Annotated in this window: 27 protein-coding genes; 9 read left to right on the forward strand and 18 right to left on the reverse strand. The window is 44.3% G+C overall.

The window, feature by feature from the left end:
- Nucleotides 1–79: 79 nt before the first annotated feature.
- Both B3014_RS08310 and B3014_RS08315 read left to right on the forward strand, forming a co-directional pair.
- Complete coding sequence (locus B3014_RS08310) at nucleotides 80–880, forward strand: response regulator (RefSeq protein ID WP_289243942.1); 801 nt, start codon at nucleotides 80–82, stop codon at nucleotides 878–880.
- A gap of 195 nt (nucleotides 881–1,075) precedes the next feature.
- Complete coding sequence (locus B3014_RS08315) at nucleotides 1,076–1,870, forward strand: SDR family NAD(P)-dependent oxidoreductase (RefSeq protein ID WP_289243941.1); 795 nt, start codon at nucleotides 1,076–1,078, stop codon at nucleotides 1,868–1,870.
- Between the two features lie 56 nt (nucleotides 1,871–1,926).
- On the opposite strand, the gene B3014_RS08320 is transcribed toward B3014_RS08315, so the two are convergent.
- Together B3014_RS08320 and B3014_RS08325 are read right to left on the reverse strand one after the other, a co-directional pair.
- Nucleotides 1,927–2,388, reverse strand: a complete 462-nt coding sequence (locus B3014_RS08320) for a DUF2846 domain-containing protein (RefSeq protein WP_289243940.1) — start codon at nucleotides 2,386–2,388, stop codon at nucleotides 1,927–1,929.
- 105 nt (nucleotides 2,389–2,493) lie between these two features.
- Nucleotides 2,494–3,711 carry an MFS transporter gene (locus tag B3014_RS08325; RefSeq protein WP_289243939.1) on the reverse strand — a complete coding sequence of 406 codons (1,218 nt, stop codon included), beginning with the start codon at nucleotides 3,709–3,711 and terminating at the stop codon, nucleotides 2,494–2,496.
- A 210-nt stretch (nucleotides 3,712–3,921) separates the two neighbouring features.
- On the opposite strand from B3014_RS08325, the gene B3014_RS08330 reads away from it, so the two are divergent.
- Nucleotides 3,922–6,321 (forward strand): mechanosensitive ion channel domain-containing protein, encoded by a 2,400-nt coding sequence (locus tag B3014_RS08330; protein WP_289243938.1) that lies wholly within the window; start codon nucleotides 3,922–3,924, stop codon nucleotides 6,319–6,321.
- Nucleotides 6,322–6,389: 68 nt separating this feature from the next.
- Here the strand turns inward: B3014_RS08330 and B3014_RS08335 are convergent, their stop codons facing one another.
- The 8 genes from B3014_RS08335 to B3014_RS08370 all read right to left on the reverse strand — a co-directional run bounded on the left by B3014_RS08335 (nucleotide 6,390) and on the right by B3014_RS08370 (nucleotide 13,409).
- Nucleotides 6,390–6,884: an aminoacyl-tRNA deacylase gene (locus tag B3014_RS08335; RefSeq protein WP_289243937.1), complete on the reverse strand. Its 495-nt coding sequence runs from the start codon at nucleotides 6,882–6,884 to the stop codon at nucleotides 6,390–6,392.
- Nucleotides 6,885–7,078: 194 nt separating this feature from the next.
- Nucleotides 7,079–7,333, reverse strand: a complete 255-nt coding sequence (locus tag B3014_RS08340; RefSeq protein WP_289243936.1) for a type II toxin-antitoxin system Phd/YefM family antitoxin — start codon at nucleotides 7,331–7,333, stop codon at nucleotides 7,079–7,081.
- 190 nt (nucleotides 7,334–7,523) lie between these two features.
- Nucleotides 7,524–8,003, reverse strand: coding sequence for a GIY-YIG nuclease family protein (locus tag B3014_RS08345; RefSeq protein WP_289243935.1), 480 nt, complete (start codon nucleotides 8,001–8,003; stop codon nucleotides 7,524–7,526).
- A 190-nt stretch (nucleotides 8,004–8,193) separates the two neighbouring features.
- Nucleotides 8,194–8,697: a hypothetical protein gene (locus tag B3014_RS08350; protein ID WP_289243934.1), complete on the reverse strand. Its 504-nt coding sequence runs from the start codon at nucleotides 8,695–8,697 to the stop codon at nucleotides 8,194–8,196.
- A complete protein-coding gene (locus B3014_RS08355; RefSeq protein WP_289243933.1) occupies nucleotides 8,690–9,427 on the reverse strand; it encodes a tRNA threonylcarbamoyladenosine dehydratase in 738 nt (245 codons plus the stop codon). The genes B3014_RS08350 and B3014_RS08355 overlap by 8 nt, the downstream gene beginning before the upstream one ends.
- A 70-nt stretch (nucleotides 9,428–9,497) precedes the next feature.
- Nucleotides 9,498–11,546, reverse strand: coding sequence for a transglutaminase TgpA family protein (locus tag B3014_RS08360; RefSeq protein WP_289243932.1), 2,049 nt, complete (start codon nucleotides 11,544–11,546; stop codon nucleotides 9,498–9,500).
- Nucleotides 11,533–12,435, reverse strand: a complete 903-nt coding sequence (locus B3014_RS08365; protein ID WP_289286943.1) for a DUF58 domain-containing protein — start codon at nucleotides 12,433–12,435, stop codon at nucleotides 11,533–11,535. Before B3014_RS08365 ends, B3014_RS08360 begins: the two co-directional genes overlap by 14 nt.
- A 62-nt stretch (nucleotides 12,436–12,497) precedes the next feature.
- Complete coding sequence (locus tag B3014_RS08370) at nucleotides 12,498–13,409, reverse strand: AAA family ATPase (RefSeq protein WP_286305313.1); 912 nt, start codon at nucleotides 13,407–13,409, stop codon at nucleotides 12,498–12,500.
- 129 nt (nucleotides 13,410–13,538) lie between these two features.
- Here B3014_RS08370 and B3014_RS08375 point away from each other — a divergent pair, with 129 nt between their 5' ends.
- Complete coding sequence (locus tag B3014_RS08375) at nucleotides 13,539–13,829, forward strand: ferritin-like domain-containing protein (protein WP_289243930.1); 291 nt, start codon at nucleotides 13,539–13,541, stop codon at nucleotides 13,827–13,829.
- Here B3014_RS08375 and B3014_RS08380 read toward each other — a convergent pair.
- Nucleotides 13,826–14,593, reverse strand: coding sequence for a TatD family hydrolase (locus B3014_RS08380; protein ID WP_289243929.1), 768 nt, complete (start codon nucleotides 14,591–14,593; stop codon nucleotides 13,826–13,828). The two genes, B3014_RS08375 and B3014_RS08380, sit on opposite strands and share 4 nt — an antisense overlap.
- Before the next feature lie 31 nt (nucleotides 14,594–14,624).
- Here B3014_RS08380 and B3014_RS08385 point away from each other — a divergent pair, with 31 nt between their 5' ends.
- Entirely contained in the window at nucleotides 14,625–15,068 is a 444-nt protein-coding gene (locus B3014_RS08385) for a hypothetical protein (protein ID WP_289243928.1), read from the forward strand.
- Between the two features lie 20 nt (nucleotides 15,069–15,088).
- A complete protein-coding gene (locus B3014_RS08390; protein WP_289243927.1) occupies nucleotides 15,089–15,559 on the forward strand; it encodes a hypothetical protein in 471 nt (156 codons plus the stop codon).
- Here the strand turns inward: B3014_RS08390 and ggt are convergent, their stop codons facing one another.
- Nucleotides 15,560–17,224: a gamma-glutamyltransferase gene (gene ggt, locus B3014_RS08395; RefSeq protein ID WP_289243926.1), complete on the reverse strand. Its 1,665-nt coding sequence runs from the start codon at nucleotides 17,222–17,224 to the stop codon at nucleotides 15,560–15,562.
- A gap of 1 nt (nucleotide 17,225) precedes the next feature.
- Nucleotides 17,226–18,218, reverse strand: coding sequence for a rhodanese-related sulfurtransferase (locus B3014_RS08400; protein ID WP_289243925.1), 993 nt, complete (start codon nucleotides 18,216–18,218; stop codon nucleotides 17,226–17,228).
- 176 nt (nucleotides 18,219–18,394) lie between these two features.
- Here B3014_RS08400 and B3014_RS08405 point away from each other — a divergent pair, with 176 nt between their 5' ends.
- A complete protein-coding gene (locus tag B3014_RS08405) occupies nucleotides 18,395–18,811 on the forward strand; it encodes a hypothetical protein (protein ID WP_289243924.1) in 417 nt (138 codons plus the stop codon).
- On the opposite strand, the gene B3014_RS08410 is transcribed toward B3014_RS08405, so the two are convergent.
- Genes B3014_RS08410 through B3014_RS08425 form a run of 4 tightly spaced genes read right to left on the reverse strand, consistent with a single transcriptional unit; the run spans nucleotide 18,808 to nucleotide 22,023 of the window.
- Entirely contained in the window at nucleotides 18,808–19,350 is a 543-nt protein-coding gene (locus B3014_RS08410; protein WP_289243923.1) for a YcbK family protein, read from the reverse strand. The genes B3014_RS08405 and B3014_RS08410 overlap by 4 nt on opposite strands.
- 45 nt (nucleotides 19,351–19,395) lie before the next feature.
- Entirely contained in the window at nucleotides 19,396–20,355 is a 960-nt protein-coding gene (locus B3014_RS08415) for a FecCD family ABC transporter permease (protein WP_289243922.1), read from the reverse strand.
- Nucleotides 20,352–21,125 (reverse strand): ABC transporter ATP-binding protein, encoded by a 774-nt coding sequence (locus tag B3014_RS08420; protein WP_289243921.1) that lies wholly within the window; start codon nucleotides 21,123–21,125, stop codon nucleotides 20,352–20,354. Before B3014_RS08420 ends, B3014_RS08415 begins: the two co-directional genes overlap by 4 nt.
- Nucleotides 21,118–22,023 carry an ABC transporter substrate-binding protein gene (locus B3014_RS08425; protein WP_289243920.1) on the reverse strand — a complete coding sequence of 302 codons (906 nt, stop codon included), beginning with the start codon at nucleotides 22,021–22,023 and terminating at the stop codon, nucleotides 21,118–21,120. The genes B3014_RS08420 and B3014_RS08425 overlap by 8 nt, the downstream gene beginning before the upstream one ends.
- 59 nt (nucleotides 22,024–22,082) lie before the next feature.
- Here B3014_RS08425 and B3014_RS08430 point away from each other — a divergent pair, with 59 nt between their 5' ends.
- Nucleotides 22,083–22,622, forward strand: coding sequence for a hypoxanthine-guanine phosphoribosyltransferase (locus B3014_RS08430; RefSeq protein WP_286305303.1), 540 nt, complete (start codon nucleotides 22,083–22,085; stop codon nucleotides 22,620–22,622).
- Complete coding sequence (locus tag B3014_RS08435) at nucleotides 22,623–23,363, forward strand: S-methyl-5'-thioinosine phosphorylase (RefSeq protein ID WP_289243919.1); 741 nt, start codon at nucleotides 22,623–22,625, stop codon at nucleotides 23,361–23,363.
- A 3-nt stretch (nucleotides 23,364–23,366) separates the two neighbouring features.
- On the opposite strand, the gene B3014_RS08440 is transcribed toward B3014_RS08435, so the two are convergent.
- Nucleotides 23,367–24,002 (reverse strand): CsiV family protein, encoded by a 636-nt coding sequence (locus B3014_RS08440; RefSeq protein WP_289243918.1) that lies wholly within the window; start codon nucleotides 24,000–24,002, stop codon nucleotides 23,367–23,369.
- Nucleotides 24,003–24,050: the final 48 nt, after the last annotated feature.

The following is a 24,050-nucleotide window of genomic DNA, read 5'->3' on the forward strand; positions in this document are numbered from 1 at the left end:
AAGTCATCTATCGAGCACGATACGACACTTCTTGGTATATTTTAGCCATAGCCAGTCTTTAAACAACGGAGTTGAGCATATGGCTTCAGTGAGTTTGTCGGATTTATCTATTGTGCTGGTGGAGCCTTCTGCCACTCAACGCAAAATTATTGTTAGCCATCTTCAGCAGGCAGGTGTGTATAACATTGAAGGTGTTGCAACGGGGATGGAAGCATTAAAAATCATGATGCAATATCCGCCTGATTTAGTTATCAGTGCTTTGCATTTACCTGATATGGAGGCTGCAAAGCTGATTGCCCTCGCTCGCAAGTTTAAAAATGAAACCACCACATACTTCATGCTGGTATCAAGCGAAACACGTTTTGAAGAGCTGGATGATGTCCGTCAGGCTGGTATTGTGGCGATGCTACCGAAGCCATTTAATAGCCAGGATTTAGAAAAAGCTCTGGCAACCACTATCGACTTTATGGAACCCGCCAGACTGGAACTGGAAAACTATGATATCCAGGAACTGAAGGTGTTGGTGGTTGATGATAGCCTGACTGCCCGAAACCATATCACCCGTGTACTGAAAAACTTAGGAATGGCCATTATATTCAAAGCGAATGACGGTGCAGCGGCAGCAGAAGTCATTAAAAATAATGAGTTTGATTTGATTTTTACCGACCTGAATATGCCGAATATGGATGGTAAGCAGTTAGTCGAATATGTCCGTCAAGAGCTCAATAATGCATTTTTACCTATCATCATGGTCACCAGCGATGACGATGCTGCCCGTTTAGGTGAAGTCAAAGCCGCAGGTGTCACCGCTATCTGTGATAAACCGTTTGAGCCTGAAGCGATTCGCCAATTATTAGTCAGCGTTCTTGATGAGAGCTAAGATCAGCTCTAACTATTGCCCGGTCTGGGGTTAGTACTTTTTCCTCATCGATATTGCCTACCAAAGGTTACTTTTAAGTAACTAAGTCTCTGAAAAGTGCCGTCTTGCGGCACTTTTTTATCCTTTCTACGATGTTTCTAACAAGCAAGATATTTCATTGCTTTTCATTCTTTCAAAAGAGTAGAAGAAACAATCATGGCGGGCAGATTAGACAATAAAGTCATTTTAATAACAGGGGCTGGCGGCGGACTCGGTAGTGAGCAGGTTCGGATGATGGCAAAAGAAGGTGCCAAAATTGTGGCAGCTAATTTAAAGCAGGATCCGATCATTGCCGATGGACAATCTGCAAATGCTCTGTGGAACAAAACGCTTAAGCTGGTTGAGGAAATCAAACAGAACGGGGGAGAAGCGATTGCTGTTGCTCTCGACGTAACCAAGGAACAAGACTGGGCAGATGCTGTAGCAGAAACCGAAAAGCATTTTGGCCGTCTGGATGTATTGGTCAATAATGCTGGCATTTATTATCACGCAGGCTTACTTGAGCATACTGTCGAAAAGTTTTACCAGATAGTCAATATAAACCAACTCGGTGTTTTATTAGGTATGAAAGCGGCTGTGCCGGCCATGAAACGCGCAGGAGGTGGTTCTATTGTTAACTTTTCATCTATCTACGGCATTGCGGGAGCAGGTGTCTCCACGGCTTATCAGAGTACGAAAGGTGCTGTCAGATTAATGACCAAGTCAGCGGCGTTGGAATTTGTTGGCGACAATATTCGAATTAATGCCATTTGTCCCGGTATGTTCGATACCAATTTATTTGAAAGTAGTGTGCCAAAAGAAGAATGGGACGCACTTATCTCAATGGTGCCGATGAAACGCTTTGGTAAACCTCATGAAATTGCCTACGGTACGATCTTTCTGGCCTCAGATGAGTCCTCGTTTATGACCGGCACTGACCTGGTGATCGATGGTGGTTATACCTGTCCTTAGAGCGGATTAATAGTGAAGCCAATGAGAGAAAGAATATCTCTCATTGGTTTTTAAGATTATTTACTGCATGTTCCAGTTTTTGCCATGTTTAAAGAGCTAACGTCTTTTTTGCCTTTTTCTTCATCAACAAGTTCTACACCGGCACCCCCCACAAAAACACCTATTTTCATATATTGTCTAATGAAATAGTTTTTGCCAGTTTCGGTATTCAACAACAAGTCGTTAGGTGAGAACTCTGATTCGGTAGCAATTTTATGCTGCTCATCACCTTTTACTTCTTTGTAAAAGAACATGTCTGGCGCAGTTTCACCCAGGCAATCTCCATCAACCCATACGTCTTTTTTGAGTGCGCCTCCAAAACTACCTGAGCGATAAACATACAAGCCTGAATTACCTTCTGAGGGAGACTTGAATTGTTTTGCCAGCTCGCTGTTTTCTTTGCTTTCCATTGGAACAGAAGCACAACCAGATAGGAATGTTACTGCTACCAAAACAGCAGCAAATAATATTTTTTTCATCTACTTTCCTTGTTTTTAAATTTAAATGGGAACAATTAACCTTAAATTACGCAAGGTCATTTAAGGTTAATTTGATAATAACGGAAAAACTGTAGAATGAAAAAATTATATCTCCGAACTTTGATGTGCTTCCTTTATCGGCCCTTGTGCCAATATCCAGGCAATGATTAGGAAAGTCAGCATGCCTAACAAGATACTTTGGAAAGTCACGCCCGCATCGATCATAAAACCCAAAAATGCCGGTGCGATACCAGTAGAAAATACTAAAAAGGCTGACTTCAATGAACGCACCTGACCTAAGTGATCGCGTCCCCATAGTCGAACCAATAACGTATCCCCAATCGGCGAAGACATACCTAATGCTGTGCCAGCCCCAAGCATTAAAATCCAGATACCCATATCTCCACCAACGGTAGCGGCAATTAACAAGGCTAAAGCAAATGGAATCAGGTAAAGTTTTGCCAACGTGGTGGCACCATATTCATCAATCCAACGCCCCCCTAATAACGCTCCGGGAAAACGAGCGATACCTAATCCTGTTAAGGCCAAAGCATATGTCGTCGGGCTGGCGAGTAAATCTTTTGTCATCTGAGCTTGATAGATAAAAATGCCTGTCAGGGTAATGGGTAATACCATCAGCATCGGCAGTAATAACCAGAAACGTAGATCACGGGTAGGGCTGGGGCCTGCGTCTTTATGTTGTTTATGCTCGTGCTTTTGACGTGGTGCAGGTGGCCAGTCAACAAATAAAATCAGTAAAGCCCAAAGCCCAATAAGCACGGCAAGAATACTCCACCACACCTGCTGCCAGCTAAAACTGACAGCCATTATAGCAATAATAGGCGGTAAGATAATTTCACCTGTCGGCATGCCCAGCGTGACAAGTCCCAGTGCTTTACCTCGATTAGTAGAGAATTCACGTCCGGCAAGTGTACTGCCAAAATGTGTCATTAGTCCCTGTCCACATAACCGCTGCAAACCCAGGCCAAACACACATAAGCCCCACCAGGGGGACAAGGTGAGCATTAACACGCCAATTGTTAAAACAATAAGCACGCTGAGTACATAACGACGCGGCGCTATCCAGTCGATTTTTGGACCAAAGTGCATGACCAAAAAGCCACTGATCATCGTAATCACCGCGTAGATAGAGCCAAACTCACCGGCAGATATATTAAGATATTCGCTGATATCAGTCCGAAATAAACCAATAAAAAAGCTTTGTCCAAGATTACCGGTAAACACTGCCAGATAAGCAGCAGCAATCAGACCAAAATGATTTTTTAAAAGTCCGACATAACTGAGTCGGTTCTCAGGATCCATAAGAAGTCCTGTCTGAAAAGAATCTTTGATTGAAAATAGAGGATAGATTATTTTTGGTTCTATTCTACCAGCCTGACATTCAATTCAATCACCACATTTATTGATTGTCATGAGTGTGTTCTAATTTGTGTCTGATGTGCTGAGTTGTTATGGTTGCCAGCCATTATCTTTTTCGCAATATATAATTTGGCTTAACTTCAGGAGAACTTTGTGCCAAACGTCCGAACGTATTTTTTATTGCCCCAGCTATTACTTATCACTGTATTTTTGCTGGGTTTGGCTTCACCAACGCAATCGATGGCGAATGCTGCTCCATCTTCTACAAGCTTGCAGAATCCAAAATCGGGTGAATCACAAGCCGATGTTTACCGAAGTTTAGCCAACTTAATTGAGAATCCTGAAACGCGTGATAAGTTAATCGAAGAATTAAATAATTTGTCAGACAATGCTGATAAGCAAAATGGCAAAGAGTCATCGAATAGCGAAAAAAAAGCGGAAGACAAAAAGTCTGAGGATTCCCTTGCTGCGGCTATTGCAGAGCAAAGTCAGTCGGTTGTTCAAACCATGATGTCCACCCTTAAAGGTAGTTGGGATGCGATTACCTCTATCTGGACAGGATCTGATAAAACGACTCAAGGTTGGTTTAAGGATCTCATTACTACAGCGATTGTTGCTGCAGCAACTATTCTGAGTTTTATTATATTCAGAATACTGGCTCGGTTTATTTTTCGCAGTACCAACAATTTCGCTATGCGTGAGCACAGTACACATGCTGTCATCATTAAAGTAACTGCGGTCATCATTGCAACAATTGTAGATATTGCTGTAGTGGCATTAGCTTGGCTGGCGGGGTATGGCGTTGCTTTGTTAGCAGTAGGAAAAGTAGGTGATATTGCTGTTTCAGAAACGCTGTTTTTAAATATCTTCCTGGCAGTTGAGCTTACCAAAGTACTGATTAGAGCTATATTTGCAGCAAGAAATGAAGGCTTGCGCTTACTGTCTATTTCCACGGAAACCGCTCGTTACTGGTCGAGCTTCTTTTCTATCATCGTGTCATTAGTTGGTTACGGTACGCTGTTTATTGTGCCATTTCTGGCCATGTCGATATCAGAAAGTCTGAGTCAATTAGCCAATCTTCTTATTGTTCTCTTTACCATTATTTTTGCTCTAAGCGTGGTCTTTAAAAAGAAAAATACGGTGAAAGAGCAGTTAATCGCTACAGCTAAACATAGCCATTTTAGTGTGAATGATGTCACCTTAAGGGTCTTAGCCAAGACTTGGCATTGGTTTGCATCTATCTATTTTCTGGTATTGGGGACAGGGCTTTTAGTTAAATCAGAAGAGGCCTTGCCGATTATTCTGTTAGCGACGATAAAAACAGTTGTAGCTGTTCTGGTCGGTATCGGGGTGATTGCTTTGTTGGATATGGCCTCTGAACATGGCATTACTCTGCCGAAAGCCTTTAAGCAGCACCTGGCAAATGCCGAGAATCGTATTAATGAGCAGCTGCCTCGTGTATTTAAAGTCTTCAAGTTGATAGTTGTTGTGCTGGTTATCAGTGCCATTCTGGATGCCTGGGGCATTGTGAATATAGCGAACTGGATGAGTTCTGCGACGGGAATGCACGTCATCACCTCAGCCATTTCGATTTTCTTAATTGTGTCAACTGCAATGCTGACATGGATTGTGCTGGCCAGCTGGATTGAGCATCGTCTCAATCCTGAAGATAGCGGTCATATGCCCAGTGCCAGAGAGAAAACGCTGTTAACTATTTTCAGGAATGCGGTTGCCATCACCATTACGGTTATGACCGTTATGATCGTTTTATCTGAAGTGGGTATCAATATCGGACCGCTGATTGCTGGTGCTGGCGTGATGGGCTTAGCCATTGGCTTTGGTGCACAAAAACTGGTTCAAGATGTGATTACCGGTATATTTATCCAGCTAGAAAATGCGATTAATACAGGTGATGTGGTCACAGCAGATGGTATTACTGGCGTAGCCGAAAAGCTGACTATTCGTTCGCTGGGCTTACGTGATTTGTCTGGTACATTCCATATTATTCCATTCTCATCAGTGGGGACGGTATCCAACTATATGCGAGAGTTTGCATATCATCTCGGTGAGTATGGTGTGGCTTATAGGGAAGATACTGATCAAGTCATCATCAAATTGCGTGAAGCTTTTGCAGAATTGATGTCTGATGATGAATTACGCTCTCAAATTCTTGATGATGAGCTGGAAGTACATGGTGTGACAGCTCTAGCAGATAGCTCGGTGAATATTCGAGTTAGAATCAAAACGCTACCTGGCAGTCAGTGGAGTATTGGCCGAGCCTATAACCGTCTGGTTAAACGCCATCTTGATGCCGCGGGTATCGAAATTCCATTCCCTCACCTCACTCTTTACTTTGGCGAGGACAAAGAGGGTAAAGCGCCAGCGGCACCTTTACGTATGGTGAATGAGCTTGAAGTGAAAGAGTTATCACATGGTGACACTGAACAAGAAGAGCAGCCAGACTCTCATTCACATCAGGAAAAAGGAGATAAGCGTTCGAAGTCAGCTAAGCCTAATCCGAAATATAAAGGTGACTTCGACGACGGGGAGTAGATGCCATCATACAAAAAAGGCTGACATCATCATGATGTCAGCCTTTTTATATAGCGAGTCTTTGCTTTTTACTCTTTCACAAATGTGCCGCGGTCGACATCAGCCATCACTTTTTGTAAGTCAGCTGAGGTTAAACCCAAGGCGTAACCTAAGATGCCACTGCCAATCACTACATTATCAAACTGATCCACACTCTCATCGAGTAATACAGTGATGTTGTCAGGCAAAGCAATCGGTGGCACAGCACCTACCATGTAACCAGTCGCTTCTGGCACTTCATCAAACTCGGCCATACGCAGCTTTCGTTCTTCCAGGTGCTTTCTCAAAATGCCCCAGTCAGCTCGACCACCGCCTGCAACCGCCAACAATACATAATTATCCGAACCGGTTTTGAACAACAAACTACGCACCACAGATTTCGGATCGTGACCCTGACTGCTTAACAGCTCTTCCAGATTACGTACCGGTTTTTTATCTTCGGTTAGTGGAATTTCAATCACTTCAAACGCAATGCCTTGAGCTTCAAGTAAATCAGTGACGGGAGAAGAAATCGGCGTATTCATTGTGCCTCCTGTAAGTGCCATAGTTAAGTTTGGATATTAGTCAGTGTACAGTGAAAATCAGATTTTTGAAGTGGTTGTATTTGTTGGGTTTCATGCTTCAACCCAACCTACGGAAGAGAGTTTTTTTATTGTGTAGGTTGGGTAGAGCGTTAGCGAAACCCAACGATTGATGATTTTCTTTTCGTTATAAGTGCTTACTTGTCTAGTAAGTTCCGTTTTGTACTTTTTCCCTGTCTATACTGAGTAATCGATTTATTCAGGTGCTCAACGTTTGTCGGCGAACGGAGTAAGTGGACGGTTTCCATTAGTCTGTTGTAATAATCTAATGACATCACCACGGCATCCTGAGAGTCTAGACGTGTAATAACCGTAGTATCGGCGTCATTGATAACTTGATCTAAAACAGTCTCCAAACTATTACGTGCTTCGGTAAAAGAAACAACTTTCATCTCACACTTAATGTGTACAGTTTACTCAGCAAGTATAAGTACTAGGTTTTATATGTACAGAATACTGCACAACATACTATTGATATTGATTTAAGCATTAGTGTATTTAAAGATGGTTAAGGATGAAATCATTTTTAGTAGCATAGTTTGAGAAAATTGAAGTTTCTGCCACATCAAAATATATTACTATTTAGGCTTTGTTCATGAGTGGTTTACATTTATAAATCAACTCATGTTCAAATAACATACGTTCGCGCTCAAAGCCTAAAAACCATACTGCGAAACAAGTTGGAGCGCTTCGCTCTATTTCTGATACATCGTATAAATACTCATTCAAATATTCTTTTGCGAATGTATTCTTTTCGAGCTCGGTCTGATAAAGGCTTATAATGTTATCTCTATCTTCACACCAGTGAGTTCGTAATCGTTTGCTAAGGTTGTTTGAGCGACCTGCGTATATTGGATTAATTGACTTTCCATTGGGAGGTTCTATCTGGTCAAATATTAGATAACAACCTGCTCGATTTGCATCATCAGTAAACGGATAGGGTTCATTAGTTTCTTTTCTTGCTGCGGCATCCAAATCTTCACCAAAAATTACACCATCAGGTTCCAAAATATCTTTGTTAATAAAATACTCAAAAACACTTTGTGTCGGTCGATAAATCATCGTAGGAAATCAATAGAGAGGCAAATTTGATTTGTACATTTTTTATGCTCTTAGTCAAATTAAACTAATTACTTCTCATCACAGAATATAGCAAACGAAATATTTCACATAATCACTAAGTAAATCAAACAACTTGCATCATAACTATAAATCTAAGGATAAGATAATTACATATAATTCAAATGAATAATTATGTGCTACGAACCTGCCATGTGGGCTGTTGTGCTGAATCGATAATACTAAAGCGTTGTAACCATTGACGAGCGTCGTCGGCATCTTGTTCAAACCAGGCCTTGGCACTGCCTAGACGAAAGGTGTAACCCCAACGATCCATATCTCTGAGCATACGTGCTTGGCCCATTTGTTGGATATGACCCGCTAATAGAATTTGAAGATAACAGACGCCGTTTTCTTCATCGTAATCACCTTCAGCATCAGTATGTAAGTTGGCACGACGCTTTGGGTCCATACAGATATAGTGACCCGCTTCATGTAAAACAGAATGAACGGGTGTATCTGATCGGACGATAAGTTTATTCCCAATTAAACCGGCTTCGCGTTCACCAAAAAAGCTGCCGGGTATAGCTTCATCTGCTGAGACTTTTTCTATTTCCAATCCGTATTTGCTGAATAGGGTGTGTAGTTGCTGCAACATAAAGTCATTGCAGTTAATGACATCCGTTGGATCAGACACGTCGTGAGTCACCAATGATGTGATTGATAACAAGGCCTGCTAAGGTCAAACCGAAAATGGATGGCATATAACTGACCGTGCCATTCACGGCACGTGCCCGACCACGGCTGACAGGTTCTGGTGGTAACGGAGGTAGTGGTGCTTCCAATGAATAGACAGTTTGAATACCTCGGCCTACACCGCGTTTGCGTAATTGACCACGCAGGTGTTTGGCGAGTTTACAGATGGAGGTATCCATTAAATCACCGGTTTTAACTTGGGTGGGATCGAGCTTGCCACCGGCACCCATACTGGCAAAAACCGTCATCTCATTACGCCATGCGGTCTCTAATAAAGCAGCTTTACTGCTTAAGCTATCAATTGCATCTATCACTACATCGTAGCCTTGTGATAATACGGTGGGGATCGACTCTGGTGTTAAAAAGTCGGTGATTAAGGTGACCTGACAGTCCGGGTTAATATCTTTAATACGATCAGCGATGACGTCAGCTTTTAATACATCCACAGTCGAACGTAGCGCAACAAGCTGGCGGTTCATGTTCGAGCCGGACACTACGTCATGGTCAACCAGTGTCATTTTACCTACACCCATTCTAGCTAAGGCTTCGGCTGTATAGGAACCGACACCACCAATACCGGCAAGAAAAATATGGCTGTTTTTCAGCTTTTCGATACCTTCATCGCCAATCAGAATATGCGTGCGTTCGAACAGGGGATTGGAATGTGCCATGCGTGTTCCTTGAAACCAACAAATTAAGGTTGCCTATTTTCCGTAAATTCATGCAGCTTGGCAAAGACAGTTAACGCTTGGGTTTAAATGCCCTCACTTCTTCACGTAATGAGGCCAGCGTTTGATCGTCCTGTTGGCGATAGCGCCAAGTTGTAAATTGGGTGGTAATGCTCTGAATTTGCTGCTGATACTTGGGTAAGGCGACTTGAGCGCGTTGGGCAAAATCTTGAGGGCCTTCGTAGTCGGCTTTTGTTATGCCCGTTCTAGCTAATTTCTTACAAAATTGCTGATACAAGGCAACAGCTGGATCATTAGGTGAACGTTTAAACCAGAGACTGAGCGTCATAATGAGTCCGGTTAAAATGAATAAGATCGTTAAAACAACTATCATTTTTTTCCAGTTGGGATTGTTCATGCCCAATTTGGATAGTAACTCAAGCTGGCGCTCAGGCCCGAAAGACACCACCCACATATCCCAAGCGGTGTTAAATGCGTTCCAGTTATTTTTGAGACTGTTCCATGCCGCGACGAGTTGACCGTGATTGCCCAACATCGCAGGTGATTGTCTGCCAGGCGGTAATAGCTGTCCGATGCCTTGTTCAATACGTTGGTGTGACACAGCGGCCGTCGGATCAATTCTTACCCATCCTTGCCCGGGTAGCCAGACTTCGCTCCAGGCATGGGCATCACGTTGTCTGACAGTGAGAATATTATCAACCGGGTTAATATCTCCGCCCTGATAACCCGTGACAATACGTGCCGGAATGCCTGCTGCTCGCATTAGCACAGTAAAACTGGCGGCATAGTGTTCGCAGAAACCTTCTTTGGTAGTGAATAAAAACTGATCCACCGTGTCGCCGCGAAGTGCGGGTGGGCTGAGTGAATAGACAAAACCATCGTTTGTAAAAAAGGCTAAGACGGTATCAATATACTGCTGAGGTGTAGCTGATTGCTGCTGCCATTCGTGAGCCAAAGCACGTGTTTTAGTGTGCTTGTTTTCAGGCAGTTGTAATGCGGCATGAAGGTTTGGATCAGATGAAGCATTAAAAGTGTAAGACGGGCTGGATATCAGGGAATATTGTGTGCGTTGTTTAATCGCCTCATTACTATTTAATTGGCCATCGGTATTGATATATGTCGAGAGTGATGTTGGCAATTGTGTTGGGAAGTCGAGCGCAAATAACCATTTTTTGTTATGTGGCTCCAATGTCATTTGGTAGTTGTAAGCATCTCCTGACACCTGAATATTGGGCTTGGATGAGTCTATTTTTTTTTCTGCAATGGGCGACCAGACTGTGCCATTGGTTTTCCATAAAACCGGGCCACGCCAGTAAAGTTCTGACGGGGCAGGTTTATCATTATCAGTAAATTTAACCCGAAAAGCGATGGCATCAGATTGAATAAGCTGACTGATTTTACCCATCTGAATTTGGTCATTAATGCCGGTAGTTCCCTGTGATGGAGGCAGTTCTCCCAAGGTGAGTTGCTCTGTCATTTGAGCAGACTGATTGGCATTGGCATCTTGTGGCAGCCCCCAGATAGGGCCTGAGATGCGTGGGAATAACACAAACAGAAACAGCATCATCGGTGTGGCTTGTAACACCATTTTGCTGGATAACCATAAGCGTTGTTTGATATTGAGTGCACTGACCTGACTGTTCACACTGAGTAAGCAATATCCAAGGCCGATAACCACAATCAGCATTAGCACCACCATAAACACACTTTGGCTGTAAAAGAAGTTGGTAATGACGACAAAGAAACCCAGAAAACAGCTGAGGTAATAGTCACGCAGAGAGCGGATTTCCACCACTTTGAAGGCCAGCATCATAGTGAGTAAAGCGGCACCGGCATCACGGCCAATGGTGAGACCAAACTGGGCAAAAAGCATGATGATAGTCAACAGTGCAGTGCCATTATGTAATACTTTCAACCAGCGGCTTGCTGCAGGCAAAGGCCAGTCTTTCCAGTGATGCAATAAGCGCCAGCTAATAATGATCACAAACATCATGCCTACCCATACAGGCTGGTAGATAATGTGTGGAATAGCCGCGATACTCAGCGCCAGAATTAAAGCATTGATAGTGGCTTGCGGTGGTGATAAATCAACGATTTTCATCAAACAACGCCAACAATTTTAAACAATGATGTTGATGAGACGGACCATGAGAAGCAGTGACTTCAGTGTGAGGTAAAATCAGGCCATAGCGATCACCTTGTTGCTCTGCCTGGCAAATCCATTGACAGAGCTGAGACAGTTTTTGCTCAGTGTCGTTGATATCAGCCACATCGTCCCAGCGAAACAGTAGCTCTCGGCCCTGTGGAGATGAGAACTGTTTGCTACGCATCTGATCATCACGAGCCATCGCTTTCCAGGCGACGTGGTGCAACGCTTCACCTTTGCGATAGGATCGTAAGCCTGCAAAATCATCTTCTCCTTGCTGCTCATGCTTGCGTGCTTCCTGTCCGGTCTCAGCGTTTATGGGTAATGGCTTTTGACCTTTCGCCTGAGGATAGACCAAGACCTGAGCTGAGGTGTCGAATAATGTCCAACACTGAAATAAACCGAGAGGATAGCTGCTAGTCACGCTAAGGGTATTTAATGGTTGCCATCCACGTTTTAATGTTGGGATAGTCAGTGTCGAGGAGTGGTTGCTATGGCCATCCACCTTATCCAATAACTGCAAAGATTGATAACGTTTGATAAAGGGCCAACGTGATTTCTTTGTACTGATTTTGTGTCGGACCTCCAGCTGAAAACTAGCCTGTGGTTTCGTGTTGTTTGTCGTTAATCGAAACTGGGCAGATTGGTCGTAGAAGACAGGATCTAAAGCTGTCACCGTCAAACTCAGATGTTTGATATTTCGATGACTATGATGCATTGCTACCTGACCAAGACCAACCAGCAAAAAGCACAGTAAATGTCCGAGACTATTATTATAATTAATCGCGCCCAGCAACATGACTATCAGCAGCACGACATAAGCATAACCATAGGCTGACGGCATAATAAAGATACGCTGTCGCTGCTGCCATTTCTGCCAAAATTGAGTGAAGCTGTTGACCATTATCAGGGGATAGGAACTTGTTGAATTAAACTATCAATCCAGTCTGGCTGTTGCGTCTCATCCACCAATTGCAGACGATGATTCACCACACTAGGCAAAACGGCTTGTATATCTTCCGGTAAGACATGATCGCGGCCTTCAATAAATGCCCAGGCTTTTGCCGCGTTAAGTAAACCTAAACCCGCTCTGGGAGACAGACCGTGATGATAATGGCCGGATTCACGTGTGTGTTGCAGAATTTTTTGCAGGTAATCAATCAGCGCATCCGACACGATAAGTTCGCTGGCTTGCTGTTGTAGTGTTAGTAGTACGTTGGCTGTGATGACTGCCTGAAGTTGCTTTAAAAGTTGACGCCTATCTATTCCCTTGAGTAATTGTCGCTCCGCGTTGGCATCGGGGTAGCCCAGTTCTATGCGCATCAGGAAGCGATCTAGCTGCGATTCCGGTAAAGGGAAAGTGCCAATCTGATGACTGGGGTTTTGCGTGGCAATCACAAAAAATGGTTCAGGTAGATTTAAGGTGTCGTTATCTACGGTAACTTGATGCTCTTCCATGGCTTCAAGCAGCGCACTTTGGGTTCGGGGCGAGGCGCGATTGACTTCATCAGCCAGAATAAACTGAGTAAAAATAGGGCCGTGGTGGAAATGAAACTTAGAGGACTCCCTATCATAAATGCTGATACCAATAATATCGGCGGGCAACATATCACTGGTGAATTGAATGCGTTGAAAACTCAGCCCCATGGTAGCCGCAAGCGTATGAGCTAACGTGGTTTTGCCTACACCCGGCAGATCTTCAATCAGCAAATGACCTCTGGCTAACAGACAGGCCAGGGCCAGTTTTATAGGTTGTTGTTTTCCAATAATAATGTCGTTAACAGTGTCTAGAATCAGCGAAATATCTTTATTTGCCATGATGGTCCTGAGAATTATTTATGGTGTTTTTTAACCTCTGATAGTGCCAACTTATCGCCCTACATGCTAGTTTTAGCATCGTTCACAAGAACATCGTATACAACCACTTTTAAGAGAGAGGAGATTTATATGGCAAGTGAAGGCTATCACGAACCCATCGAAGAATTATCAACTGAAACTCGCGATATGCATCGCGCGATAGTTTCATTAATGGAAGAGCTAGAAGCCGTTGATTGGTATAACCAGCGTGTAGACGCCTGTCATGATCCTGAGTTGAAAAAAATTCTGGAACATAATCGTGACGAAGAAAAAGAGCATGCTGCTATGACACTGGAATGGATTCGTCGTCGTGATCCTAAATTTAATGATGAGTTGAAAGACTATTTATTCACGGAAGGTGAAATCGGTCATCACGATTAAACCAGATGAAACACTCTCTGGCAGTTGGCCGTGGTGGCTGCTGCCAGCGATGCTTCTGAAACCGAACGTAGCTCAGCCAGTGTGCTGAGAATGATAGGAATGCGTTCAGGCGTATTTCGCTCACCTTGATAACCCGCGAGAGGCATATCGGGCGCATCCGTTTCCAGCACAATATACTCTTCTGGTAATTGGCTAAATAACGTTTTCAATTTGTTTGCTCTAGGGTAGGTTAGGGCGCCGCCTACACCAAATAAAAATCCCAGTTTTTGATAATGTTCCGCCTGCTGCAGACTGCCATTAAACGCATGCACAATGCCGCCGGACACCTTGATTTCTCTTAGCAGTTTTAACACGTCATCATGCGCTTTGCGAACATGCAGAATAACGGGTAGGTTGAAATCAGCGGCGAGCTTTAGCTGTTTTTTAAACAGCTCGGTCTGTGCTTCTTTGTCAGCATCAGCGACGAAAAAGTCGAGACCAATTTCACCAACAGCGATCGCTTTGTTCTTTGTTAATGCTGTGCGCAACTGATCAATATGATCAGGCTTATGTTCCGCCATAAACATCGGGTGTAAGCCCAAAGCCAACCTAAGCGCTGGATAATGGTCACACGTTTTAATGAGTTTTGGCCACTGGGATACAGTAACGCCGGGTACGATGATCTGTTGAATGCCGGAAGAAGCACACTCAGAAAGAATGTTTTCTCTGTCTTCATCAAAAGCATCAAAATCAAGGTGGCAATGACTGTCTATCAGGTTCATCATAAAGCTATATTAGCAAATGTTAATGGATTAAATGATGAACAATGATATAAAAGAAGCCAGCCTGCCGCACGAACGTATGATGATTAATCTCGCCATGTTTCATTTATTGCTTCCTGTGGCTGCATTCAGTTCCGGACACATTGCCTGGATTCTGAGTTTTGCGCTTGTGGGTGCTCTGGTCAGCATAGGCTGGATTGCCTGGAAAGCCAAGTTTGGTCAGTATGCTAGTGTAGTCATTCAGCAACATTGGAATTTAGCATGGCGTCATGCCAAGTGGTTGCTAATCAGCTATGGCGTGTCTGTTGTGATTATGCTGGTGGCATGGTCTATTTCAGCTATGCAGCCTGATCATAATATGGCGACTATTATGCTCGTGGTCTTCAGCCGAATTGCGGCCGTACCGATTTTACTGATGGTTTTGCTAATATTTATGTTGGAAATGACCGCTTTATCTGATGCACGCAAAGGTGCGTAATAATCAATAGGGGAGTCTTTATGTCTGAAACGGATAACACAGCACATCTCGCCAGTCAGCCGCATGAACGGATGATGTTCAATATCGCTATTTTTCATTTTCTTTTGCCAGCCATACTTTTTGCAACGGAAAATCTATGGCTAATTTTTAGTGTGCCAATTGCCTGCTCGCTGATGATGATTTTGTCGATCTGGATTCAAGCACACAGGCCGGCAAATAAAACGGAGCTGGTATTAGCACATTGGCAATGTGCCTGGCGTCGTAGTCGTTTTCTTATTGTGTCTTATGTCGTCTCACTTATACTCTTTCTTATCGCTTGGGGGGTGTTACAAGGACAGGAAGATCCCAATATGCGAATGATTCAGCTTGCTGTTATTGGCTGGTTTTGTCTGATCCCGATTTCACTCACTGTGGTGGGTTTGATTATTTTAGAAACCAGCGCCCTAGCGCAAGCAAGAAGAGGCATCATGCCGCAAAAAATGCGGCTGTGATTATTTTTCCAGTGTGGTGATCGTCGCCTGACCTTCACCACGCGGATCGCTGGCGGCATTGAGTGTGCTGTTGATTTTATCTTGGATGATGATGTGCATATCACCGTATTGACGTGATAGTGGGGTGATGTGATGACCTCTTTGCTTTAGTGCATCCAGTTCCTGTTCGTTAAAACCCACGTTTTCTACCTGCACTTCATCAGGTAGATATTGATGATGGTAGCGAGGTGCAGCCACGATAACTTCTGCACTTTTGCCTTCGATAAAATCAAGCACGCTAAGTAACACCATACTGATAATGCGGCTGCCACCGGGTGTGCCGGTAATAAGTAAACGATCATTACTTTCGACAAAGGTCGGTGTCATGCTCGACAGTGGTCGCTTGTAGGGGGCAATAGCATTAGCTTTTTCACCAACAAGACCATAAACATTGGCGGCACCAGATGAGGCAGAAAAGTCATCCATTTCGTCGTTAAGTAATACGCCAGTTCCTTCTGCAACAAACCCAGAACCGAATGGATAGTTAACACTTAACGTAGCAGCCACCCGATTGCCCTGACTGTCGAGTATGGAAAAGTGCGTGGTATCTTCGCCTTCAATGGATTGGTCTGTCAGGGCGGGACTCGGCGTCGCATGAACCGGATCAATCGTGTCGCTAAGTTGTTTGCCATAGTCGACCGAAGTTAAGTAGTCAGGAATAGCTACAAAATCAGCATCACCCAGAAAACGACTGCGATCACGATAAGCCCGGCGCATAGCTTCGATGACCAGATGCCGTTTCTGTGTGGTATTAGCGTCAGCCAAGTCAAAAGCGGAAAGCTGATTTAATGCATTGACCATCACAATACCGCCTGATGAGGGAAGGGCGGCAGAGGTGATGGTGTAGCCTCGATAAAGCCCTTTTATCGGTTGTCTGAGTTTGACTTCATACCGTTGTAAATCATCTAAAGTCCAGATGCCACCCTGTTGCTGAACAGCTTCAACTAAACGCTGGGCAATATTGCCCTGATAAAAACCTGCTTTACCTTGTTGGGCAATGCTATTCAGCGTATGTGCTAAGTCAGGCTGTTTAATGACGGTGTCTACACTGGGAACTTGTCCATTATCAAGAAACTGCCGACGGCTGGCGGCGTATTGGTTTAATACCGACAGTCGAAAACGCGCCATATCGGTGTAGTGCTGACCCACTGCAAAACCTTCTAGTGCATAACGAATAGCGGGTGCCAGACTTTGTTTAAGAGGCAATTTACCGTAGTGCTCACTGAGATAGACGATACCAGCGGGCACACCGGGAATGCCAGCAGCAAGTGGACCATTGAGGGAGTGGGATTGTTCGAACTCACCTTGCTGATTGAGATACATATCAGCACTGGCTTTACCGGGCGCCATTTCACGTCCATCCACCATAATATCTTTGTTGGTTTCTGCCTGATGTAGTAACCAGAAACCGCCACCGCCCAGACCTGATCCCGCAGGCTCGACGACAGCTAAGGCCGCGGTGACTGCCACCGCTGCATCAAACGCATTGCCTCCTTGTTCCAGTATCTCGATACCGGCTTGCGTGGCTAAGGGATGAGCGCTGGCGACGGCAACATCATGCTCGTTTGCCCAGACCGGGGTAACGCATAAACAAAAACTAAGGCAAAGAAGATGGACTAGACGCATATCAAGCCTTGGTCTTAGCTGCCTGACGGTCTAATTCGCGGCGGCGTTTTTTCTCGGCACGATGTTTTTCAACAGCTTCCTGAGTTTCGACACCGATATGCGCTTCACCACGCTGTCTAGCTAATTGAATTTGCTTTTCACGCTCAGCGTAGCGCGCTTTTTGCTCAGGTGTGGTTTTGTCATAACAATGCGGACAGCTGACGCCTTTTTGATATAGCGGGCTTTGTTTTTCTTCTTCTGTTATGGGTAGTCGGCAGGCGTGACATTGATCATAGTCGCCTTTTTCCAGATTGTGATTGACTGTGACTCGGTCATCAAATACAAAACATTCACCTTGCCACATGGATTCTTCAGCAGGGACTTCTTCCAAGTATTTCAGAATGCCACCTTCCAGATGGTACACCTCGTCAAATCCTTGTTCTTTGAGGAAGGCAGTGGATTTCTCACAACGAATACCGCCTGTGCAGAACATCGCAACCCGTTTGTGTTTTTCAGGATCCAAGTGGGATTTCACGTAGTCAGGAAACTCTCTGAAACTATCGGTTTGTGGATTCACTGCATTTTTGAAGGTGCCAACCTGGACTTCATAATCATTGCGGGTATCGATTAACAATACATCGGAGGCGGAGATCAGTTCGTTCCACTGTTTGGGTTTGACATAGGTACCGACGACTTGTTTTGGATCAATGCCTTCTACGCCCATGGTGACGATTTCTTTTTTGAGTTTGACCCGGGTGCGCATAAACGGCGCGGTATCAGTGAAGGATTCTTTATAACTTATCGGATCCAACCTTGGATCCTGTTGCAAATAATTAAGCAAAGCATCGATGGCTTCTCTGGAGCCTGCAACCGTGCCATTAATGCCTTCTTGTGCCAGCAATAATGTACCGCGAACCTCGTGTTCGAGCATGAAATCAAGTAACGGCGCTTTTAACTCGGTGTAATTGTCTAGCGTGACAAATTTATATAACGCACAAACGACAATATGGGACATGGTGTTTCCTGAAACTGAAATAAATCTCGTTATTTTACGTTTATTTAACGTCGCTGTCCTGCTATGAATGATTCATAAAAAATAAGGCAAATTTACCGTGCTGGCTGATGAATTTCAGCGTTAATATTTTTGTCAGATAATTTCAATAAGCAGCTGCATGATGCAAGGGTGTTGGTATGAACGCAATGGAACAGAGAGAACAGCTTAAACACTATAACCAAAAGTGGCAGGAAGATGATCAGCGCTGGCAGGAAGAAATTGAACACTGGCAGCACTCAACACAGCGTATGGTGGCGCTCATCTATCTGTTGGAAAAATCCTTACCAGAACACTCATCGAGCATCGAGAAACACAAAAAACGCATTGATGAGCATAATGCGGAAATTGTTCGTTACGAATGTGGCCTTGATGAACATTGTTTAAGTACCTGTCCCAGCCATATCGAATTAGAAAAACATCAAAAAATGCATCGAAAAATGCAGCTAAGACACGAAGAAATGAAAAAAGAGCATGACCGTTTCTCACGTAATTACCAGAAGCAAATGCAACGTGTCAGAGAACTGGCAGAGCGATTACTGAACGAGTTAGATTAACCTTGCCACTGTCGTGGTCGACCAGTGTCTAAATGGACAAAATTCGACTTAGGATAATACCCCACACCACCGGCGTTTAATGTCAGTGCTGCTTCACGAAGACGTGACAATTCGACATCAGCTAATCGCACATCAATGGCTTTCCCCACCATATGCAGACTCTTTTTGGCCACACCATCAGACGTTTTTCTAAGCATGGAATTAGTCTGACTGGAACGATAGCCGGATATGATTTGAAAAGGACTTTTACTGCCAAGCTCGGTATGTAACAGATTAAGAAGATCAATCAGGTGTCGGTCGATGGGCATTTGTTCATCTGTTCGATGATCGCGCAGTATATGATTGATCTGTTTCAATGCATCCGTTTTATAAAAACCAGCTTCCCAATAGGCCACTTTCAGCTTTTCACCGGTATGCAGATTGTCAAAAGCAATATGTCTGGGGGGCTGTTTCAGCTTTTCTGCCAGTGCCAAAGGCGTAGTCAATAGCACTGTTGAAGTCAGCCCCCATTGTAGAAACTGTCGTCTTGATGTCTGCATCAGCGTTATCCTCTGAAATATTGGCAGAGAGTAGCAGATCCTGAATTAACCTTGTCGACGTTTAATTAACAACCACAGAAAAAAAGGGCCGCCAAGTAACGTCGTGATAATACCCACAGGAATTTCTGCAGGGGCAATCAGCAGTCTGGCAATTCCATCGCACAGAATTAAAAAGCCACCACCGAACATGATGGTTGCCGGTGTAAGCCAGCGATGATCGGTACCGATTATCAGTCTGCAGATATGTGGCACCATCATGCCGATAAAGCCAATGGGGCCAGATAAGGCAACGATGCCACCCACACATAAAGAGGTCGAGAAAAATAACAGATAACGTACCTGCCTAACCGATACCCCACGACTAAGAGCAATATCATCCCCTGCCATTAACAGGTTTAGTTCACGACTCAGCCATAAAATGATAGCCGTACTGACGGTGACAACGGGAATAAGCTGCAAGAGTGAGTGATAGCTGGCTGAAGTTAATCCTCCCATGAGCCAGCGCATGATCATAAAAGAATCTGTCATATCACTCAGATACTGAATAAATAAAATCAGGCTGGAGAAAAAGAAGCTGGTGGCTACCCCCGTAAGCAGCAAGGTTTCACTGGAAAATCCGCGTTGTAGCTGGCTGATGAAAAAGACAAAAGTAATCGCCACTAAGGCACCGATAAAAGCCCCTATCGTAATGATGTCAAAACCGAATAAGCTAACGTTAATGCCTAAAAAAACGGTGCATGCGGCTCCGAAAGAAGCACCACTGGCGACACCTAATGTGAAAGGCGTAGCCAGTGGATTATGAAACATAGCCTGAAATACCATGCCACAGAGCGATAAGCCAGCACCAGCGACAAAGGCGAAGAGTACTCGTGGCACTCTGATATCCAATAGAATCTGTTGTTTAAGGATGTCATCAGCAATATCGCTGAGTCCTACCCAAGGAGCTGATAGTGCGATGACAAGGCTGAACAACGACATCAATATCAGTTTATGTGATGACGTCATGGAGTGTCTGCCAAAGCCACTAAGCGCTGATTTGTCGGATGCACAACAAAGGTGAAGTCCTGTTGGTAGAGTTGTTTGAGTCGTTGCTTATCAAGTAAGTCCGGACCGTTACCTTGCCACAACACCTGACCTTCACGCAGAGCCAATACCTGTTTATCAGGGTGAGCTGCGTGGTTGATATCATGGCTGACTTCAATCACGGTCATTTGATGATTTTTGTTGAGTTGATTAATCAGCTGATGGATTTCTACCTGATGGTGAGGATCGAGATAGCTGGTGGGTTCATCCAGCAAGATTAAGGGTGTTTGTTGACTTAAAGCGGCAGCTATCATCACTCGCTGGCATTCGCCACCGCTGAGTGTTTTCATGAAACGTGTGCGAAATGATTGGGTTTCGGTAATCGTCAGTGCTTCTTCGATCGCCTGTTGATCCTGGCTGGTCCATTCTGATAACGGAGAGTGATAGCTATAGCGTGACATTTTCAAAAATTCTTCAACGCTGAAAGGTAAAGCGCGACCACTATTTTGCGGTACATAGCTTATCAATTGTGCCCGCTGCCGCTGTGCATATTCGTTGATGTCACGCTGGTTTAAGCAAACGTTGCCTGAGTGAATGGGCAGAATACCCATGAGTGTTTTCAGTAAGGTACTTTTACCAGATCCATTTGGGCCCACGACCACCCAGTAACTTCCCATATGGACATGAAAATCAATCCCGCTGAGCAGGGGTTTCTCCTGAATCTGTACAGAGAGCTTATTGACTTCAATCATTATGCTGCCAGTCGAGGTCAGGATGAAGCAACCGCGCCATCTCAGGTAAGAGCTTAAAGATACGCGGGCCAGGGATACTCGCATAATCATGTTCGATGATATAAATCCGCTGCTGTTTGACTGCGTTGACACTGTGCAGGGTTTGCCACTGCTTGATGACCTGTTTCATGTCAGATTGATGATCTTTTTGTTCTGGAAAAACGTCAATAATGGCATCTGGGTTCATGCGAATAATGCCTTCTGCTGATACTGAAGGGACTTTAACGGCAGTGTCCGTGTAGACATTGACGCCGCCGGCAAGCTCCAGCAATTCATTATAAAAGTCATGTTGTCCTGCAATATAAACTATGTCGATTTGATCGCTATTCACATAGTGAGCAATCCCCACCAAAGTTCTGACAGGGTCAACGTTATGGACTTTATGGCGTACAGAATCAATTTGATCCTGGATGTTATTGAGCAATTGAATGGCTTCACTTTGTTTGCCAGTGAGATCAGCGATGGTTGAAATGGTCTCTTTAATATCAGCAATTGACGTGTTATCCAGTACTAAGGTTTGTATACCTAAGTCTGCTAAATGTTGTTGTGTTTGTTGTTGACCGTTTAACATAATGACAAGGTCGGGTTGCTGACGGGTAATGGCTTCGATACTGGTATTGGTATAACTTCCGACACTGGGTAATGCTTGAGCTTGTGGAGGATAGTCGCAATAATCAGTGACCGCGACAACGCGATTTCCTAATCCTAATGCAAACACGGTTTCCGTCAAGCTTGGCGATAAGGTGATGATCCGCTCATAGTTATTTGTTGTCGCTACAGGCTTCTTTGCATTATCTGCCAATAGCCAGACAATACCAAAAATCAGTATGAATACGAGTAAGGGCCATAAACGGCGCATAAATAATCCTGAGCGCAAATGGGTCATTATACGGCCTGAACCACAATAGAGAGTAAGCAATGACAGAGTATGAGGAACTGCTATCCAAATCGGATAAGCTTTTTGATATGAATCAAATTAATACCGCACTGGATAATCTGGCAGAGCAATTACATCGGGATTATGCCAGTAAGCTGCCGCTGATGCTGTGTGTGATGAATGGATCGGTTATCACAGCGGGTCATTTATTACCTCGGCTGAACTTCAAATTAGAGCAGGATTATATTCACGCCACACGATATGGTGATAAAACAGTGGGCGGAGAGATTAGCTGGCAGGCGAAGCCGGTCACAGCTTTGCAGGGGCGCCATGTGTTGTTGATTGAAGATATTTTTGATGAGGGCGTCACGCTGACGGCATTAAGAGAATATTGCCTCAGTGAGGGGGCAGCCTCCGTTAAATGTGTCTGCCTGTTTGATAAAGATCATACTAATAAAGTCGGCACTGTTCCCGAATACATGGGCTTAACCGTACCCAATCGTTATGTTTTTGGCTTTGGTATGGATATGGGTGGTTTCTGGCGTAACCTACCTGCTGTATATGCTCTGAAGGAGTCGTAAATGCGTTTATTAGGCATTATTGGTGGAAGCGGTCTGGCGCAATACCCAGGGCTGGAAATAACGGAACAAAAACAAGTTGAAACGCCCTATGGAGAACCCTCAGCAGCAATAAAAATGGGCACCTTAAATGGTAAAAAAGTCGCTTTTTTACCGCGACATGGCGATAGGCATAGTATTCCACCGCATCGCATTAATTATCGAGCTAATATTCATGCATTGAAAGTCATCGGTGTCACCGATATTTTGGCTGTCGCTGCCGTAGGGGGGATTACTGATAAGTATGCGCCAGGCGTGCTATCGGTGCCGGATCAGATTATTGATTACACCCACAGTCGTGAACAAAGCTTTTTTAGTGAACGCTTCCGTGCTGATAATCATATTGATTTTACCTGGCCCTATGATGCTGAACTACGCCAGACCTTATTAAGCGCTGCGACTGATGCCAGTCTGTCAGTACATGATGGTGCGACTTATGCCGCCGTTCAGGGCCCAAGATTAGAAACGGCGGCAGAAATTCGTCGTTTGGAAAGAGATGGTTGTGACCTGGTCGGGATGACGGGGATGCCAGAAACCTGTCTGGCCAGAGAAGCCGAGCTACGCTATGCAACTCTCACTATTGTTGCAAACTGGGCGGCTGGTAAAACTGAGAACGTGCTGACGATGACTGAAATTCAGCAAACTCTGGCTAATGGTATTGATGATGTAAAATCGATTATCGCTCATGTTATCGAGCGAATATAGCAATTAATTTTCTGGTAGCGAATAGGTTTCCGGCGTTTTAGAAACCGCTGAAGCAGGCGTCGCTACAGGGACAATTTCTAAAATGGCTGCGACACGTGGGTGATCAAAGTAAATGAGACTTTTACTACGGATGCGTCGAATTTGGCTAAGGCGAGGGTTATTGGGATAGGTAACTGACTCACTATTCGAGCCTGAGTTACTTACCGGTACGTTACCGTTTTCTTTAAACCAGATATCAATATCAGCATGAAGATAGTTAACCCGGTAAAGTTTGATTTGGCCTTCTACCAGACCATTACTCGAGTTAATTTGAACACTTCTTGCGCTGCCTTTGCTCAAAATCGGCTGCTGCCAAGCCTGATGATAGAGCACGCGATAATTAGACGCATTGTTCAGACGGGATGCGACGCCAGATAATAAGCCTGTGCCGGCCGGTTTTATTCGGTTGTTATTTGAACCTGGGATTAAGCTGCCACTGTTGATGCTGCGCATTTCTGGCCAGTGTTCGGCATTGGCACCACTATATCTTTCGAAAACAACGAGTTCTGCTTTATACCATTGTTGAGCTGCTGCATTAGTGCTTAGGCCTGTAAGAAGGAATAAGGCAAACAGTGATATAAACAGGCGTTGTATTTTCATAATGACTCTATTCGGGAAGTATTTCTATGTATTGTCCACTGAATAAAA

Source organism: Methylophaga sp. UBA678 (assembly GCF_002299105.1).
Lineage (GTDB): Bacteria > Pseudomonadota > Gammaproteobacteria > Nitrosococcales > Methylophagaceae > Methylophaga > Methylophaga marina.